This is a genomic window from Tianweitania sp., from assembly GCF_032053605.1.
Taxonomy (GTDB): Bacteria; Pseudomonadota; Alphaproteobacteria; order Rhizobiales; family Rhizobiaceae; genus Tianweitania.
Genome location: NZ_DAMBUH010000081.1, coordinates 1 through 14824, shown reverse-complemented (window position 1 = coordinate 14824; position 14824 = coordinate 1). Strand labels below are relative to the sequence as shown.

Below are 14824 nucleotides of genomic sequence, written 5' to 3'. Positions count from 1 at the left end.
AAGCCGACCACCGAGAGGTCGACGGGAACGGACAGGCCAAGCTCATGCGCGGCGGCGATGGTGCCGAAGGCCATTTCATCGTTTGCGGCAAAGATCGCGGTAGGTGGCTGCGGCAGGCCCATTAGGGTGCGGCACAGGCGCTTGCCGGAGCCGAGCAGATAATCGCCGCGCTGTTCGTAGTCGGTTGGCACAGACAGGCCGGCGGTCTGCATCGCGTCACGAAAACCGGCGAGGCGCAGTTCGGACATCTGCTCGGGCAGTGGCCCGGCGATGTGGGCAATGCGTGTGTGGCCGAGTCTGATCAGGTGCTGCACGGCATCGCGGGCGGCAGCGCGGTTGTCGATCTGGATATGCGGCAGGCCGGATTTGTCGATCATTTCCAGCGCGACAACCACCGGCAGGTTTTCGGGAAGGCCTTCGCTGTAGCGACCGGCTTGCGGCAGCTGCCCGGTGATCAAGACCATTCCGTCGGCCTGGCCGTCGCGCAGCATGTCGAAGAAGCCGGTTTCGCGTTCCGGGTCGTTTTCAGTATTGCCCATAAGAACGGCATAGCCAGCCTCGCGCGCGGCGGCTTCCACGCCTTTCAGGACGTCGAGATAAAAGGGATTGCCGACATCGCGCACCACCATCAGCACGGCCTTGGAGCGGCGGGTGCGCAGGTTGCGGGCGCTGACATTGGGACGGTAATTCAGCGCGGCGGCTTCATCGCGGATGCGCGAGCGTGTGGGTTCGGCGACCAAGCCGCTGTCTGACAAAGCGCGCGACACGGTTGCCGGCGACACGCCGAGCTTGCGGGCGATGTCGATGATCTTGACGCGGCCGTTCATGCCCGGACCATCATGGGCAATCAGGCCCGCAGCGCCTTGCCCCGGCCATAAAACAGCATGAGCAGGAGAAGTGTGGCGCCGAACACCATCTGGCGGCCGGATTCATCGATGTTGACAGTGGTGAGAATGCTTTGCAGCACGGTCAGCAGGGTCGCGCCGGCCATCGTACCGGTATAACCGCCCTTGCCGCCCGACAAAGCCGTTCCACCGAACACCACGGCGATGATCGACGGCAGCATGTACTGCTCGCCGACATTGGCGAAAGACGACCCGGTATAACCGAGCAGACAGATGCCGGCGATCGCGGCGAACATGCCGGACAGAACGAACAAGAGGATGCGGGTGGTCTTCACCGGCATGCCGGCCATGAAAGCGGCCTGTTCGTTGGAGCCGATGGCATAGATGCGGTAGCCCAGCATGGTGCGGCCGAGCAAAAAGGCCATTGCCAGGCCGATCACGATCCACAGCCAGATAATGCCGGGCAGGCCGAGGAAGACAGGCTGCGTCACGAATTGCGACAGGCCTGGCGCGGCACGTCCCGACGGGATGCCGTTGCGGATCACGACCAGCAGGCCCTGCAACACGCCGAGCATGCCAAGCGTCATCACCAAGGGGGGAATGCGCAGAAGCGTGACGCCGATGCCGTTAATGGCGCCGACAATCGCGCCAGCCGCAAGACAGCCGAGAATGGCGAGAACGATGCCTGAGTTCTCGCCACCCATCAGGTTGCCGGCGATGATGGCGGCAAGCGAAACCACGCCACCAACGGAGAGGTCAATGCCTTCGCGTCCGCCAAGAATCACAAGGTTCTGCCCGGCCGCGACGATGCCCATGAGGGCCGCCACGATCAGGAGGCGCAGGATTTGCTGGCCGGAGGCAAAGCCGGGCGAGAGGTATTCGCCGAGCAGCAGCAGAGCGATGATCAGGGCGATTGCGATCAGCAGCGGCGCTTTAAGGATGTCCATGAAGGAGAAGCGCTTGGTCGCAGTCGGTTCAACGGTGCTCATCGACGCGCCCTCCGTCCCACGAGGATGCCGGCCATCAGCGCCACGAGAATGGCGACGCCCTGTACGAGGTTCTGCCATTCGGACGGGGTGCCGACGAAGAAGACGAGCGAGCCGATCAGGCCGATGATCAGAGCGCCGATGATCGAACCTGTGACGGTGCCGAATCCACCTGCCAGCGCGGTGCCGCCAAGCACGACGGCCGCGACCGAGTTCAACGTCATCTTGCCGCCGACCAGCGGGTCGCCGCTGGCGGTGTCGCCGGTGATGCAAAAGGCGGCGAGTGCGGCGAACAGCCCGCAGAGCGCATAGCCTTGCAGGCGGATGCGGGTGACCGGAAGGCCGCTTTGATAGGCTGCCTGCTGATCGTCGCCGACGGATAGCAGGCGCACGGCGAGCTTGGTGCGGGCGAGTACCACTAGCAGAACAGCCAGGATGATGACCGCGTAAAGCACGAAGGGGATGTCGAGGATGCGACCGCCATAGGTGCGCCAGAAGGCCGTCGGCGCGGGCGTGCCGGCGACTGGCATGACGTAGAGCGCCAGCCCAGTGAAGAAGATGGAGGTAGCGAAGGTCGCGACGATGGCTTGCAGGCGAAGTGCGGCCACCACGATGCCGTTGACGATGCCGCAGGCAAGTCCGACCGCGAGGCCGATGCCGAGACCGGTGATCACCGCACCCGTGCCGCCGCCGAGCGCGGTCATGGCCGTGATGATGGTGACGTTGACCAAAGAGACGATCGCGCCGGCCGAGAGGTCGATATCGCCGGCATAGATGACATAGGTTTGCGCCACCGCCAGCAGCATCAGCGCGAGATAGGTCTTCACCAAGCCAGTTATGCCGACAAAGGAGACGCTGCGCGGCTGGTAGATGCCGTTCAGTGCCAAAAGGGCGACGAGGATGATCAGCGCCGGCAGGAAGGGGAAGCGCTCGATGGCGCGCTTGAGGCCATGCGCTTGCCGTTTGGGCGGAGCAGCAACGAGATCGGTGGTCATGCTGCCTCTCCGGCTTCGTAAGCGGCCTGGTAAAGGTTGAAGCGCGTGCGCTGCTCGCCGGTCAGTTCGCGGGTGATTCTACCGCCGTTGAACACAAGAATGCGGTCGGCATTGCCCAACAGTTCCGCGTCTTCGGAAGAATAAAGCACGATCGCCATGCCTTCGGCGGCCAGCTTGCGGATCAGCTGGAACAGATCGGTTTTGGCTGAGAGATCGATACCCTTGGTGGGGTCGTCGAGCAGAAGCACGTCGGGACGGTCGATCAGCCAGCGCGCGATCACGATCTTCTGCTGGTTGCCGCCGGATAGCGAGCTGATCGGATGGTTGAAGGTCGCGAACTTGGTGCGCAGGGCTTCGAGTGCCGGCGCGGCCTTGGCCTTAAGTGCGGAAGGCGAGGCCAGCGCCAGGCGCTGCTTGACGGCATGGATCGGCGTGACGTTTTCCAGGATCGGCCGTCCGGAAATGACACCGTCCCGGCGGCGGTCGCCGGAAACATAAGCGATGCCCCGGCCGATCGTGGCGCGCGGGCTGGATGGGTTGAGCGTCACACCGTTGAGTTGAACGCTGCCAGAGCTCGGTAACGGCGCGCCGAACAGCGCGCGCAACACGGCCGACTGCCCTTGCCCGTGCAAGCCGCCGAGGCCGAGAATTTCCCCGGCCGCAACGTCGAACGCAACATCGCGGAAGCCGGCGCCGGACAGACCGCTCACTGCCAGCACGGTCTTGGCCGTGGCGGCAGCAGCGGTGGGCTGATGCGGTTCGGCTGCCGCAAGCGTTTCTTCGCCGCCCACCATTAGGCGGATGACCTCGGCAGGATCGGTCTCGGCGATGCGCTTGGTCGCGACCGTTTCGCCGTCGCGGATCACCGTGACGCGGTCGCCCAACGCAAAGATTTCGTCCATACGGTGCGAAATGAAGACGATGGAGCGGCCGTCATCCTTAAGACGTCGCAGGATTTCGAAGAAGCGATCGACCTGTGCACGGTCTAGCGCCGAGGTCGGTTCATCAAAGATCAGAACCGGGGCTTCCGAAGACAGCGCCTTCATGATTTCCACCAACTGCCGCTGGTCAGGACGCAGGGTTTCCACCGTGGCGTCGGCATGGAAATCGTCGCCGGTCACACCCTGAAACAGGTCAATGTAACGCTGCGCCTTGGCGTTCAGAGCCTTACGGTTCACGAACAGGCCGCCGGGCAGATCAGAAAGCAGGATGTTTTCGGCTACGCTGCGATGGGCTGCGAGGCTGAGTTCCTGATAGAAGATGCCGATGCCGAGTTTACGCGCGGCTTCCGGTCCCGACACGGTCATTGGCCGGCCTTCCAGCAGAAGCTGACCGCCATCGGGGCGCACGCTGCCTGCTACGATCTTGCACAGCGTGGACTTGCCTGACCCATTGGAGCCGATCAGCACATGCACCTCGCCGGCCTCGACTTCGAGATCGCCGCGACGCAGGGCCTTGGTGGCTCCATAGGTCTTGCTGACAGCTTTGGCGGCTAGTCTGGCCAAGGAAAAAGTCCTTCAATCCGCTCGGAATGAGACGTGCGGGGAGAACCGGCTCGCGAAAAAGCGAGCCGGCATTTTGCCGTTGATGGCAGTGCTTACTTGAACAGGGCTTCCGCGTCGGCGATCGAAAGCTGGTTCGTGTAGGAGTAATAGCCCGGCTTGCCTTCAAGCTGCTTGGCGGCATCGGCCAGGTTGGACGAGTCGATGAAGGGGATCTGCAGATACATGGCGTTTTTGTACTGCCCAGCCGTTGCCGGCTCCTTCAGTTCCTTGCCCTGCAGCATCAGCACGGCGACGTTGAGCGCCGAAGCCATGGTGCCGGGAGGGTTCACGGTCGCGCCCGAGTTCAGCTTGTCCTTGGTCCACAGGTCGATGAAGTCCTTGCGGATCTCGCCGGTGGCGGCGATCTGGTCGGTCTTCTTGGCATCCATGATGGACTTCCAGGCACCTGCCGCCATGCCGTCCTGCACGAGCACGCCGTTGATGTCGGGATAGGTCGCGAGCAGGTTCTGCATGGCCTGCTGGCCCTGGGCCTGGTCCCAGTTGGCGTTCACTTCATTAACGAGCTTGATGTCGGGGTGCTTGGCAAGCACTTCCTTGTAGCCGGACACGCGCAGCTCATTGGCAGGATGACCGGCGACGCCGTTGATGGCGACGATGTTGCCCTTGCCGTTCAGCGTCTTCACCAGCCACTCGGCACCGGCCGCGCCGTAGGCCTTATGGTCGATGCCGACATAAAGCGCGTCGGGCGACGAGACTTCAGCATCGGTCGCGACAACCAGAATGCCGGCTTCCTTGGCCTGCGCGAAAACCGGGTCGAAGGCCGTCGGGCTGTTCGGGTTGATGATGATGGCGTTGACGCCTTCGGAAATGAAGTTCCGGACATGGGCGATCTGGCCGGGCACGTCGACATTGGCGCTTTGCACGACAACCTCGACATTAACGCCCTTTTCCTTCCAGGCGGCGGCAGCGGCTTGCGCTTCCTCGATCATCTGGGTGCGCCATTCCGAACCGACCCAGCCGTTGGACAGGCCGATCTTGTAGTCTTCCGCCTGCGCCGCAAAGGCGGTGAGCGCGAGGGCAGCCACGGCGCCGAGCGCGCGTGTAACGGTCTTCTTCATTCTGTTCCTCCCAGGAGAATGCGTCGATAAGCTAACGATAAAGGCGAATGAAATCGATTTCAATCGGGCTTTTCATAGCAAAGACGTGAAGGTTGAACCACAGGCCGGCGGCCTCGTTGAATGTGCCGGAGCTTCATCATGCGCATCGCAACCTTCAACATCAACAACATCAACAAGCGGCTGGAGAACCTGCTTGAGTGGCTGGAAGAGACGCAGCCGGATGTCGTGTGCTTGCAGGAGCTGAAGGCCGAGCAGAAAGCGTTTCCGCTTCAGGCGATCGAGGCAGCCGGCTACGGCGCGGTGTGGAAGGGGCAGCGGACGTGGAACGGCGTTGCGATCCTGGCGCGCGACACGACGCCGGTTCTGACCCGCGACCAACTGCCGGGCGACAAGGACGACGCGCAAAGCCGCTACATCGAAGCAGCGGTGCGCGGCGTGCTGGTGGCGTCGATCTATGCACCGAACGGCAATCCGCAGCCGGGACCGAAATTCGACTACAAGCTCAAATGGCTGGAGCGGCTGCATCGCCATGCCACCACCTTGCGCAAATCCGGCGCGCCGGTGGTGCTAGCAGGCGACTATAACGTCGCGCCGACCGAGATCGACATCTACCCGACCAAGTCGTGGGACGATGATGCGCTGATCCAGCCGGAAAGCCGCGCGGCCTGGCGCAAGCTGGTCGGGCGCAGCTGGACGGATGCGCTGCGGGCGCTGCATCCCGACCAGCGCATCTATACGTTCTGGAGCTATCTGCGGAACCGCTACGAGCGTGATTCCGGTTTGCGGATCGACCACTTCCTGCTGACGCCGGACCTTGCCGAGCAGCTGGTGGATGCCGGTGTGGATCGCGAGGTGCGCGGGCGCCCTGAAGCCAGCGACCACGCGCCGGTCTGGATCGAGCTCGATCGCTGAACTTGCTTAAGCCGGCCGGTGTTCGGGGAAGTCGGTTTCGGACTTGGCTTCGCCGGCCGGCGTGCCGCGTCCTTCGGGTGCGCCACGTGTGGCATCCATGCCGGTGCCTGATCCGGTATCGGGATCGGCACCGGGGCGGCGGATATGGGGGGCAGCTTCGATGACCAGCGGCTTCAGCCCTTCGCCGCCGGCATCCAGGATCGCGAACAGCTTGGTGCGCATGCGTGGTTCCCAGAACTTGTTGATGTGGATCGCCACACCTTCCGGCCCGTCTTCCTTCGGCTGGCTTTCAAAGAAGGTCGCGATCTGGTTGGCCATATAGACCAGCTTCTGGTCGACGTTCATGGTTCAGGCTCGCACCAGTTCGGGCGCATCATCGGTGACGCGTTCGGGATGGGTGAAGACGTCATATTCATCACCGCGTACCAGCGCGATCAGCGTCAGCCCGGCATCTTCGGCGGTACGAATGGCAAGCGCGGTAGGCGCCGACACGGCGATGATGAAGGGCGCGCCGATGGCAGCGGTCTTCTGCACCAGTTCCACCGAAACCCGGCTTGTGACGACGACGGCACCGCTGCTGCCCGCGACCCCTTGCGCGGCCAGCGCGCCGGCCAGCTTGTCCAACGCATTGTGGCGGCCGACATCCTCGCGCGCGGCCAGAATGCCCCTGCCCGGCTGGAAGAAGCCGGCCGCGTGCACCGCGCCCGTCTTCTTATGCAATGCCTGATGTTCAGAAAGCGCGCGCACGGCGTCCGTAATTTGCTTCGGCGAAAGCTCAAGTGTGCCATGGGTACGCGGCACGCTGCGCATGGCTTCGTCGATGGATTCAATGCCGCACAAGCCGCAGCCGACCGGCCCAGCCAAACGCCGGCGTCGGGCCTGGAAGCGGGTGTTGGCCTGATCCTTCAGCCGAATCTGGATGTCGATGCCGGCGCCCGCATCCTCGACCTCGATGAAGTCGATCTCGTCCAGTTCCGCGATGATGCCTTCGGTCAGGCTGAACCCCCTGGCGAAATCCTCGAGGTCGGCCGGCGAGCCCATCATCACCGCATGGGTCGTGCCGGCGTAAGACAGCGCGATCGGCACCTCTTCCGGCACGAAGCGGTCGGCTTGAGTACTGCCATTGCTACGCTGCGCAAAACGGGAAACGCTGGTGATGGCGGGACGCGTCATTCCTACTCCGCTGCTTCCAGATGGCCGGCGATGCGGCGCGAGCGCCGCGCCTGCTCGTCATACTCGACCTGCCAATCGGACGGCCCGTTGGAGGGCGAGATCTGCACCGCCGTCACTTTGTATTCCGGGCAGTTGGTGGCCCAATCCGAATAATCGGTGGTGATCACATTGGCCTGCGTCGTGGGGTGGTGGAAGGTCGTGTAAACGACGCCCGGCGACACGCGCGTGGTGATGGTAGCGCGCAAAGTCGTGTCGCCCGAACGGCTCGACAGTTTCACCCAATCATTGTCGTGAATGCCGCGCTGCTCGGCGTCATGCGGATGGATTTCCAGCTTGTCTTCGGGATGCCAGACCACGTTATCCGTGCGCCGCGTCTGCGCGCCGACATTGTATTGCGAGAGAATGCGCCCCGTTGTGAGCAGCAGCGGGAAACGTGGACCGGTGCGCTCGTCGGTGGCGACATATTCGGTGCGGATGAACTTGCCCTTGCCGCGCACGAAGCCATCCACATGCATGATCGGCGAACCGACCGGGAAGTGCTCGTTGCAGGGCCACTGCACCGAACCGACCTGGTCAAGGTAGGGGTAGTTGACGCCGGCGAAGGACGGCGTGGTGATCGCGATCTCGTCCATGATCTCTGAGGGATGCGTGTAATCCCAATCGAGCCCCATGGCGCGCGCGAGGTTCTGCGTCACCTCCCAGTCGGCATACCCGTTTTTCGGCGTCATGACCTTGCGCACGCGGTTGATGCGGCGCTCGGCATTGGTGAAGGTGCCGTCCTTTTCCAGGAAGGTCGAGCCCGGCAGGAAGACATGGGCGTAATTGGCGGTCTCGTTGAGGAAGAGGTCCTGCACCACCACGCACTCCATGGCCGCTAGACCCGCCGCGACATGCTTGGTGTCGGGATCGGATTGCAGGATGTCCTCGCCCTGGATGTAGAGGCCCTTGAAGGAGCCTTCCACGGCGGCATCCAGCATGTTGGGGATGCGCAAGCCCGGTTCGGACGAGATCGTCACGCCCCACATCTTCTCGAACACGTCGCGCGCGGCTTCATCCGACACATGGCGGTAGCCCGGCAATTCATGCGGGAAGGAGCCCATGTCGCAGGAGCCCTGCACGTTGTTCTGACCGCGCAGCGGGTTCACGCCGACGCCGGGCCGGCCGATATTGCCGGTGACCATGGCGAGGTTGGCGATCGCCATCACCGTGGTCGAGCCCTGGCTGTGTTCGGTGACGCCGAGGCCGTAATAGATCGCGCCATTGCCACCGGTGGCGAACAGGCGCGCGGCGCGGCGGATCTCGTCGGCTGGCACGCCGGTGTAGTCTTCGGTGGCTTCCGGGCTGTGCCTGATATCAGACACGAACTCCGCCCAGTCCTCGAATTCCGACCAGTCGCAGCGGTCGCGGATGAAGCTTTCGTCCTGAAGCCCTTCGGTGACAATGACATGCGCCAACGCCGTCATGACGGCGACATTGGTGCCGGGCTTGAGCGCCAGATGGTGCGCGGCCTCGATATGCGGCGACTTCACGAGGTCTGTGCGACGCGGATCGATCACGATCAGCTGCGCGCCCTGCCGCAACCGCTTCTTCAACCGCGAGCCGAACACGGGGTGGCCGTCGGTGGGGTTAGCGCCGATCACCACGACAACGTCGCTATGTTCCACGGAATCGAAGTTTTGCGTTCCGGCCGAGGTGCCGAACGCTTGGCCAAGGCCGTAGCCGGTGGGCGAATGGCAGACCCGGGCGCAAGTATCGACATTGTTGTTGCCGAAGCCGGCACGGATCAGCTTCTGCACGAGGAAGGTTTCCTCATTGGTGCAGCGGGACGATGTGATGCCGCCAACGGAAGCGCGGCCATACTGATACTGCAGGCGGCGGAACTCGGATGCGGTATGGGCGAGCGCCTCTTCCCACGAGACTTCGCGCCAGAGATCGGTGATGTTTTCCCGGATCATTGGGTTGAGGATGCGGTCCTTGTGGGTGGAGTAACCGTAGGCGAAGCGACCCTTGACGCAGGAATGGCCGCGATTGGCCTGGCCTTCCTTCCACGGCACCATGCGGATCAGCTCTTCGCCGCGCATCTCCGCCTTGAAGGAGCAGCCAACGCCGCAATAGGCGCAGGTGGTGACGGCGGAATGTTCGGGCTGGCCGATTTCGATGACAGACTTTTCCGTCAGCGTCGCGGTCGGGCAGGCCTGAACGCAGGCGCCGCAGGATACGCATTCGGAATCGACAAAGAGCTCGTGCGCGCTCGGCGACACACGTGAATCAAAGCCACGGCCCTCTATGGTCAGCGCGAAGGTGCCCTGCACTTCCTGGCAGGCACGCACGCAGCGCGAGCAGACAATGCATTTCGAGGGATCATAGGTGAAGTACGGATTTGACTCATCCTTCGGCATCCACTTGGCGTTGATACCGCCGTCCTGCTTCACACGGACGTGGTTGTCGCCTTCATAGCCGTAGCGCACATCGCGCAAACCGACCGCGCCCGCCATATCCTGCAGCTCGCAATCGCCATTGGCCGCACAGGTCAAACAGTCGAGCGGGTGGTCGGAGATATAAAGCTCCATCACGCCCTTGCGTATGGTCTTCAGCCGATCGGTCTGGGTGTGGACGACCATGCCTTCCATCGCTGGCGTGGTGCAGGAGGCCGGCGTGCCGTTGCGGCCTTCCACTTCAACCAGGCACAAACGGCAGGAGCCGAACGCATCCACCATGTCGGTGGCGCAAAGCTTCGGCACCTGAATGCCGGCTTCCATGGACGCGCGCATCACCGAGGTGCCTTCCGGCACGGTGATCTCGCGGCCGTCGATGGTTAGCGTGATTGTCTTGTCGGACAGCGCGGCGGGCGTGCCGAAGTCGATTTCGTGGATCAGACCCATCGGAAAACCCTCCTCAAGCTTTCTCTGCCCGAACATGTGCAACGATCGCGTTGGCGTGCCCGTGGCCCAAGCCATGCTCGGCCTTCAGCCAATTAACGACGTCCATGTGCTTCTGCTCCGACCGCTCGCGCGCCAGCGACAGCCAATGATCGATCAGCTTGCCATAGGTCTTCTCGATCGACGGAAAGTAGGATGCCGGCCCCTTGACCTTCTCGGTGCTCATTCCGCTGCCTCCCGCATCGGTGTTGGCCCAAAGTCTTCCGGAAAATGGGTCAGCGCGCTCATCACGGGATAGGGCGTGAAGCCCCCCAACGCGCAGAGCGATCCAAACTTCATCGTGTTGCAAAGGTCTTCAACCAGCGCGAGGTTCCGTTCGGGCTCGATGCCAGCGCGCACTTTGTCGAGAACTTCCACACCGCGCGTGGAGCCGATGCGGCAGGGGGTGCACTTGCCGCAGCTTTCGACCGCGCAGAACTCCATGGCAAAGCGTGCCTGGTTCAGCATATCGGCGGTGTCGTCGAACACAACGATGCCGGCATGCCCAATCAGCCCGCCCTTGGCTGCAAAGGCCTCATAGTCGAATGGCGTGTCGAACAAGCTTTGCGGAAAATAGGCGCCGAGCGGACCGCCGACCTGCACTGCCTTGATCGGCCGGCCGGTTGCCGTGCCGCCCGCGATTTCGTTGACGATCTCGCCCAGTGTCAGACCGAAAGCGGCTTCGAACAGCCCGCCATAACGAACATTGCCGGCGATCTGGATGGGGATCGTGCCGCGCGAGCGGCCCATGCCGAAGTCGCGATAGAACGCCCCGCCCTTATCGAGGATGATCGGGACGGAGGCGAGCGAGATTAGGTTGTTGATGACCGTCGGCTTGCCGAACAAGCCCTGGATGGCCGGCAGTGGCGGCTTGGCGCGCACCACGCCGCGCTTGCCTTCGAGGCTGTTCAACAGCGCCGTTTCCTCACCGCAGACATAAGCGCCGGCGCCGACGCGGACTTCCATGTCGAATAGGTTGGACGAGCCCAGCACGTTCCAGCCGAGCAGGCCGGTCTTGCGCGCGATCAGGATCGCTTCGTTGAGAACCTTGATCGCTTCGGGATATTCGGAACGGATATAGACATAGCCATGCGTCGCACCGGTTGCGATGCCGGCGATGATCATGCCTTCGATCAGCACAAAGGGATCGCCTTCGAGGATCATCCGATCAGCAAACGTGCCGCTGTCGCCCTCGTCGCCATTGCACACGATGTATTTGTTGGTGGCCTTGGCATCATGCACGGTCTGCCACTTGATGCCGGTTGGAAAGCCCGCACCGCCCCGCCCGCGCAGGCCGGATTCGGTAACCTGCTTGACGATGTCGAGCGGCGTCATGGCGAGCGCATTGCGCAGGCCGGCCAGACCGCCATGCGCTTCATAGTCTTCCAGCGACAGCGGATCGATGATGCCGCAGCGCGCAAAGGTCAACCGCTGCTGACGTTTCAGGAAAGGGATCTGCTCGGGATCGCCAAGGGCAAGCGGATGATCGCCGCCTTGGAGGAAGCCGGCGGCAAAGAGCGTGTCGACATCTCTCGCAGTCACCGGCCCATAGGCGACCCGTTCACCGGCGGTTTCGACTTCAACCATCGGCTCCAGCCACGCCATGCCGCGCGAACCGTTACGGACAATGGCGATATCGAGACTTTTCGCGGCTGCCGTGTCACGGATTGCCTTCGCTACCTTGTCGGCGCCCAATGCCAGGGCAAAGGAGTCGCGGGGAATGTAGACGCGGATTGTCATGCACGCACCTCCGCCACGATCTCGCGGAGCTTATCGTCATCCAGCCTGCCGATCAGCTGACCGTCCAGCATCGCGGCCGGCGCGCACGCGCAGAGACCGAGGCAAAACACCGGCTCCAGCGTCACGGCATTGTCGGCCGACGTTTCGTGAAAATTCAGCCCGAGCAGTTCCATGGCACGCTCAGCCATGGCCTCGCCGCCCATGGCCTGACAGGCTTCGGCGCGGCAGATCTTGAGGACATGCCGCCCGGCCGGGTGTTTGCGGTAGTCATGGTAGAAGGTGATGACGCCGTGAACATCGGCGCGCGACAGGTTCAGCGCATCGGCAACCACCGGCACCGTCTCGTCCGGCACATAGCCGAACTCTTCCTGAATGCCGTGGAGGATGGGCAGCAGCGCGCCGTCCTGGCCTTTGAAAGCGTCGACCACATCGGCCACGCGCTGCCTTGTCTCGGTACCTGCCGCCTGCATCATGTGCAGGGCCCTCCCTGGATCCGTTTTCTAGCGAAGAAACAGATCAGCCGGCTTTATTCAATAAGCCGCTCCCGTTACGCGATAGAACAATTCTATCAGATGATCGGCAATTCCGCAGCCAGCAGCCGCGCTTCCTGCAACAAGGCGGCAACGAGCGGCGTGTGCGGTTCGCGCTTCGGCACCACCAGACCGATGCGGTGGCTGACATCGGGTTCGGTGATCGGAATGGCGCGCAGCGTCGATGACAGGCCAAGCAAGGCCAGATCGAACGGCATCACCGACGCCCATTTGCCGGTCAGCACATGCGAAAGAAGCGCGATAGTAGAGTTGGATTCCATCGTCGCGGACGGCTCGACGCCCGCTTCGGTCAGATGCTTGTTGATGATCCGGCGATTCTGCATTTCCGGCGTCATCAAACAAAGCGGCAGGGTTGCGACCTCGGCCCAGCTCACGCTGTCGCGATCGGCGAACATCGTGTTGAAGGCGGTGATGAGCTGGTAGCGCTCGGAATAAAGCGGCAGCGTGGAGACGCGGCCGAGCGGCTCGTTGTCGACGTATGTCAGGCCGGCATCGGCTTCGAGATGGTCGAGATCGGCCAGCACCTCGACCGATGTGCGCGACAGGATGGAAAAGGTGACGTGGGGATGGCGCTCGCGAAACGGGGTCGTCAGCCGCGCCACCATGGCCAAAGCCGTGGGGATCGCCGAAATGCGCAGATGACCGGACAGGCCGCGTCTGGCCGCCCGCATTTCCTCGCGCATGGTGCGGGCGTCACCCACGATGCGGCGGGCCCAATCCAGCACGCGCTCGCCTTCCGGCGTCAGACCCTGGAAGCGCGAGCCGCGCTGCACCAGGCTGACGCCGAGCTGTTCTTCCAGCTGCTTGATCGCCGCCGACAGCGTGGGCTGCGTGACGCCCGCTTCTTCCGCCGCGCGGCCGAAATGCTGGTGCCGCGCCAGCGTGATGAAGAATTCGAGCTTGTCGATCATGCCCGGACCCTAGCGGCTCGAACCCGATCCGGCCAGCACGAGCCGCTTCCAGCGCGGCAATGTCGAGCTTGATCATCTGCTGCATCGCCGCCATGACCCGCGCCGCCCGTTCGCGATCCGAGCCGCTCATCAGGGGCAGCAGGTTCTCAGGCACGATCTGCCAGGCATAGCCGTATTTGTCGGTCACCCAGCCGCATTGCACTTCCTTGCCGCCATCAGCCGTCAGCTTGGTCCAGTATTCATCAATCTCGGTCTGGTCGGCGCAGAGAACCAGATGCGAGACAGTGAAGTTCGGTTTTTCCGGAACCGCGCCGCCATTTAGGCCGAAGAACTCCTTGCCATCGATCTCGAACCCGACGGTCAGAACATCGCCTTCATGCACATGCGGCTCTCCCCCGGCGGGCGCATAGGTGATCTCGCCGAGCCTGGCGTTGCGGAAAACGGAAACGTAGAATCTGGCGGCTTCCTCGGCTTGGGTCTCGAACCAGAGCCAGGTCGTGATCTTCTGCATGGTCTCCTCCTTTATTGTTCGCTGCACGAGGACGAACTGTGTCCGGCTTTTCCGACATCCTGCGCGCGCAAGGGCGAGCTTACTGCTTGCCGTGGGGAAAGGCAGGGACTACCTCCGGGTTTCAAGCGCCCGACCAAGCCAAGCCCGACCAAGGAACTCCCATGACACTGAAGCTCAAGATCATCATCGGCAGCACGCGTCCCTCCCGGCTCGGGCCGAAGGTTGCGCAATGGTTTGAAGGCGCGGCCCGCGAACACGGCAAGTTCGAGGTTGAACTGCTCGATCTCGCCACCTTTAACCTGCCGGTGTTCGACGAGCCGAAGCATCCGCGCATGCGCGATTACCAGCACGAGCACACCAAGACGTGGAGCGCGGCGATCGAGCCGGCTGACGCCTATGTGTTCGTGACGCCGGAATACAACTATTACCCGCCGTCCTCGCTGATCAACGCGCTCGATTACCTCGTGCTGGAATGGGCCCGTAAGCCGGCTGCCGTCGTGTCCTATGGCGGCATCTCCGGCGGGTTGCGCGCGACCGAAGCGCTGCGGCCGTTGCTTGCCACGCTCAACATGATGCCGATCCCGCAGGGCCTGCCCGTGCCGCTGTTCGGCACGATGATTGGCGAAGACGGCGTGTTCCGCCCCACCGACCCGGTCGCG

14 protein-coding genes and 1 pseudogene are annotated in these 14824 nt (G+C 63.1%); 2 read left to right on the top strand and 13 right to left on the bottom strand.

Annotation, left to right across the window (positions count from 1 at the left end):
* The 5 genes from RTX98_RS15665 to RTX98_RS15645 form a co-directional block, all read right to left on the bottom strand.
* Positions 1–827, bottom strand: an 827-nt coding sequence (locus RTX98_RS15665) for a LacI family DNA-binding transcriptional regulator (RefSeq protein WP_312797773.1), incomplete at its 3' end; no start/stop codon positions are given.
* Between the two features lie 20 nt (positions 828–847).
* Positions 848–1792: an ABC transporter permease gene (locus RTX98_RS15660; protein ID WP_189505899.1), complete on the bottom strand. Its 945-nt coding sequence runs from the start codon at positions 1790–1792 to the stop codon at positions 848–850.
* A 38-nt stretch (positions 1793–1830) separates the two neighbouring features.
* Positions 1831–2826, bottom strand: coding sequence for an ABC transporter permease (locus tag RTX98_RS15655; RefSeq protein ID WP_312797772.1), 996 nt, complete (start codon positions 2824–2826; stop codon positions 1831–1833).
* A complete protein-coding gene (locus RTX98_RS15650; protein ID WP_312797771.1) occupies positions 2823–4331 on the bottom strand; it encodes a sugar ABC transporter ATP-binding protein in 1509 nt (502 codons plus the stop codon). Before RTX98_RS15650 ends, RTX98_RS15655 begins: the two co-directional genes overlap by 4 nt.
* A 92-nt stretch (positions 4332–4423) precedes the next feature.
* On the bottom strand, positions 4424–5449 hold the full coding sequence (locus tag RTX98_RS15645) for an ABC transporter substrate-binding protein (protein ID WP_312797770.1): 1026 nt from the start codon (positions 5447–5449) through the stop codon (positions 4424–4426).
* Between the two features lie 138 nt (positions 5450–5587).
* On the opposite strand from RTX98_RS15645, the gene xth reads away from it, so the two are divergent.
* The gene (gene xth, locus RTX98_RS15640) at positions 5588–6361 is read left to right on the top strand and encodes an exodeoxyribonuclease III (RefSeq protein ID WP_312797769.1); all 774 of its coding nucleotides are present in this window, start codon (positions 5588–5590) and stop codon (positions 6359–6361) included.
* Positions 6362–6367: 6 nt separating this feature from the next.
* Here xth and RTX98_RS15635 read toward each other — a convergent pair whose 3' ends face one another.
* From RTX98_RS15635 to RTX98_RS15600, 8 genes and pseudogenes are all read right to left on the bottom strand, one after another.
* Entirely contained in the window at positions 6368–6706 is a 339-nt protein-coding gene (locus RTX98_RS15635; RefSeq protein ID WP_312797768.1) for a formate dehydrogenase subunit delta, read from the bottom strand.
* Positions 6707–6709: 3 nt separating this feature from the next.
* Positions 6710–7534 carry a formate dehydrogenase accessory sulfurtransferase FdhD gene (fdhD, locus tag RTX98_RS15630; protein WP_312797767.1) on the bottom strand — a complete coding sequence of 275 codons (825 nt, stop codon included), beginning with the start codon at positions 7532–7534 and terminating at the stop codon, positions 6710–6712.
* Between the two features lie 2 nt (positions 7535–7536).
* The gene (fdhF, locus tag RTX98_RS15625) at positions 7537–10416 is read right to left on the bottom strand and encodes a formate dehydrogenase subunit alpha (RefSeq protein WP_312797766.1); all 2880 of its coding nucleotides are present in this window, start codon (positions 10414–10416) and stop codon (positions 7537–7539) included.
* A 13-nt stretch (positions 10417–10429) separates the two neighbouring features.
* Positions 10430–10639 (bottom strand): DUF4287 domain-containing protein, encoded by a 210-nt coding sequence (locus RTX98_RS15620; protein WP_312797765.1) that lies wholly within the window; start codon positions 10637–10639, stop codon positions 10430–10432.
* Positions 10636–12192 (bottom strand): NADH-quinone oxidoreductase subunit NuoF, encoded by a 1557-nt coding sequence (locus RTX98_RS15615; RefSeq protein WP_312797764.1) that lies wholly within the window; start codon positions 12190–12192, stop codon positions 10636–10638. The genes RTX98_RS15620 and RTX98_RS15615 overlap by 4 nt, the downstream gene beginning before the upstream one ends.
* Positions 12189–12662, bottom strand: coding sequence for a formate dehydrogenase subunit gamma (locus RTX98_RS15610; RefSeq protein WP_312797775.1), 474 nt, complete (start codon positions 12660–12662; stop codon positions 12189–12191). Before RTX98_RS15610 ends, RTX98_RS15615 begins: the two co-directional genes overlap by 4 nt.
* Positions 12663–12760: 98 nt before the next feature.
* Positions 12761–13654 carry a LysR family transcriptional regulator gene (locus RTX98_RS15605; RefSeq protein ID WP_312797763.1) on the bottom strand — a complete coding sequence of 298 codons (894 nt, stop codon included), beginning with the start codon at positions 13652–13654 and terminating at the stop codon, positions 12761–12763.
* Positions 13655–13817: 163 nt separating this feature from the next.
* Positions 13818–14165, bottom strand: a pseudogene (locus tag RTX98_RS15600) (VOC family protein); the annotation flags it as partial.
* A 161-nt stretch (positions 14166–14326) separates the two neighbouring features.
* Here RTX98_RS15600 and RTX98_RS15595 point away from each other — a divergent pair.
* Positions 14327–14824, top strand: a 498-nt coding sequence (locus tag RTX98_RS15595; protein ID WP_312797762.1) for an NAD(P)H-dependent oxidoreductase, incomplete at its 3' end; no start/stop codon positions are given.